2 protein-coding genes and 1 pseudogene are annotated in these 2,762 nt (G+C 70.7%); 2 read left to right on the forward strand and 1 reads right to left on the reverse strand.

Features of this window, described 5'->3' with window-relative positions:
* A pseudogene (locus tag G6019_RS15775) lies at positions 1–356 on the forward strand (TGBp1 family protein); the annotation flags it as partial.
* A gap of 13 nt (positions 357–369) precedes the next feature.
* On the opposite strand, the gene G6019_RS15780 reads toward G6019_RS15775, so the two are convergent.
* Complete coding sequence (locus G6019_RS15780) at positions 370–1,923, reverse strand: MDR family MFS transporter (RefSeq protein WP_182628009.1); 1,554 nt, start codon at positions 1,921–1,923, stop codon at positions 370–372.
* A 182-nt stretch (positions 1,924–2,105) separates the two neighbouring features.
* On the opposite strand from G6019_RS15780, the gene G6019_RS15785 reads away from it, so the two are divergent.
* On the forward strand, positions 2,106–2,762 hold a 657-nt coding region (locus tag G6019_RS15785; RefSeq protein WP_241726100.1), incomplete at its 3' end, for an AraC family ligand binding domain-containing protein.

The raw sequence follows: 2,762 nt of genomic DNA on the forward strand, positions 1-2,762 counted from the left end.
GCGATCTGCGGAACGTGCTCGAGGCGTGGCTCGGGTCGAACCCTGAGGGCGTGGCCTGCGTGATCACCGCGACCGGCGCTCACGGCGACGACTTCCCGGCGAGCGGGGTGCCAGCGAGCGAGGTGCCGGCGAGCGACCGCGTCCGATCACTGACCGCGGCCAGCGCCAAGGGGCTCGAGTTCGACCTGGTCGTACTGGTCGATCCGGGCGCCGCCGATACCGGCGAGATCGGCGCCGGCCCGATCGGAGTGGGCACGACCGGTGCGGGTGCGACCGACACGGGCGTGATCGACGCCGTCGACCGCTACGTCGCGATGACCCGGGCGACGCGGTCGCTCACGGTGCTCACCCGATAGCGGACCCGGCCGGTCACGGCGAGATCTGCTCCTCCTCCGCGGCCGTCACCGCCGGCCCCTCGGTCTGCGCGGTGTTGCGGACGAACCACGCGCCCACCACGGTGATGAGCGAGATGATCGCGCCCACCACCAGCGCGTTGTGGACGCCGGTCATCTGCGCGGCCACGTCGCCCTGTCCGGACTCGGCGCCGGCCACGATGCCCAGCGTCATGACGGTGATGAACAGCGCGGTGCCCGCCGCGGCGGCCACCTGCTGCAGCGTGTTGAGCAGAGCGGAGCCGTGCGGGTACAGGTGCGGCGGCAGGGACCCCAACGCCGAGGTGAGAAGCGGCGAGAACAGCAGCGCCAGGCCCACGCTGAGGACCATGTGCCACACGACGACGATGACCAGCGACGACTCGGCGGAGAAGAAGAGGTACATGCCCCACAGGCCGGCGGCCGCCAGGATCGAGCCCGGGATGATCAGCGGGCGCGGTCCGATGCGGTCGAAGAGTCGACCGACGAACCACCCGAGCACACCCATGAGCAGACCGCCGGGCAGCAGCGCGAGGCCGGACTCGAGGGTGGTGGTGCCCAGGATCTGCTGCATGTACAGCGGCAGCAGGATGAGGGTGCCGAACAGCGCCATCATGGACAGCAACATGAGCGTGAGGCTGACGGTGAAGGTGCGGAAGGCGAAGGCGCGCACGTCGAGGAGCGCGTAGTCCTTGAGCGAGAGCTGCCGCCAGACGAACACCGCCAGTGCCGCCACGCCCACGAGGACGGGCACCCACGGGGACACCAGCGCGTTGTCGTTGGCGGCTTCACCGAAGGAGCTCAGGCCGAAGATCAGGCCCGCGAAGCCGACGGCCGAGAGCACGCCGGAGAGGATGTCGAGCGGGATCGGGCGGGTGGCGGTGACGTTCCGGATCAGCGTGGCTCCCGCCACCAGTGCGAGCAGGCCGATGGGCAGGACGAACCAGAACATCCAGCGCCAGCTCAGCACGTCGAGCACCAGGCCACCGACGGTGGGGCCGATGGCCGGGGCCACCGCGATCACGATGGAGATCACGCCCATGGTGCGGCCGCGACGGTCCGCGGGCACCACGTTGAGCACGGTGGTCATGAGCAGCGGGATCATGATCGCGGTACCCACGGCCTGCACCACCCGGCCGGCGACCAGGACCACGAACACCGGGGCCAGCGACGCCAGCAGGGTGCCGAGGGTAAAGGTCGTCATGGCGATGATGAACACCGTCCGCAGCGGTAGCCGCATGAGCATCCACCCGGTGAACGGGATGACCACGGCCATGGTGAGCATGAACGCGGTGGTGAGCCACTGGGCGGTGGCCGCGGCGACCGCGAACTCCCCCATCAGCTCGGGGATCGCGACCGACATGATGGTCTCGTTGAGGATCACCACGAACGCCGCGGCCACGAGCAGTGCGATCAGCCGCGTGGTGGCGGCCGGCAGCGGCGGGGAGCCCAACGCCGGGCCGGGCTGGGCGGGATCGGGCCGAGCAGGGTCGGGCTGGCCCGGGTCAGGCTGGGCCCGGGAAAAGGCCGTGGAGGATGACTCAGTCGTCACGGGAATCCTTAGACATTACGGGTCGAGACAAAGGTAAACCCGGCGAGGCCTCACGGCGCGCACGGGGAACTCTCGCACTGTACGCCAGGATCTCCGACAGGCTTGCTGATGTGACCACCATTACGGCGGCGCGTGCGCGAGCGGGTCGGTGGGCCGACGAGCGGGTGGGGCAGAATCGACACATGACCGGGACCAGCAGCGCGCGACGGGGCGAGGTGGAGACGCGCGCCCTGCCGATCTACGCGGCGGGCGACGCGGTGATGCCGTTCGCGATCACCGGCATGGACGAGCTCGTGGCCCGCGACATCGAATGGGAGCCGCACTCCCACCCCACCCACGAGCTGCTGTGGAACCGGTCGGGGGCGTCCACCGTGACCATCGGGGCGCGTACGTGGTCCATCACCCCCTCGGTCGGACTGTGGATCCCCGCGGGCGTCCTGCATTCCGCGGCCACTCCGGCGGGCACCTGGTACCGGACCGCGCACGTCGACGTCCGCACCGACTCGCCACTGCCGACCGAGCCCGTCGCGGTGGAGGTGACGCCGCTGCTCACCCTGCTGCTCGAGCGCCTGGTGGACCAGACCCTGGAGGCCCGGTCGCGGGAGCTCACGGAGCAGATGGTGTTCGACCTCCTCGAACCCTCACCCCACGCGCTGTTGGTGCAGCGGCCGGGCTCCGAGCTGCTGCGCCCGATCGTCACGGCCCTCGAGTCGCACCCCGGTGACGACCGGTCGCTCACCGAGTGGGCGGCCCGGCTCGGGGTGAGCGAACGGACCGTGACGCGCGCGTTCCGGGCCGAGACCGGACTGAGCTTCGGCGCGTGGCAGGCGGCCTTCCGC

The sequence above is a fragment of the Dietzia sp. DQ12-76 genome (assembly GCF_014145045.1).
In the GTDB taxonomy this organism is placed as follows: Bacteria; Actinomycetota; Actinomycetes; order Mycobacteriales; family Mycobacteriaceae; genus Dietzia.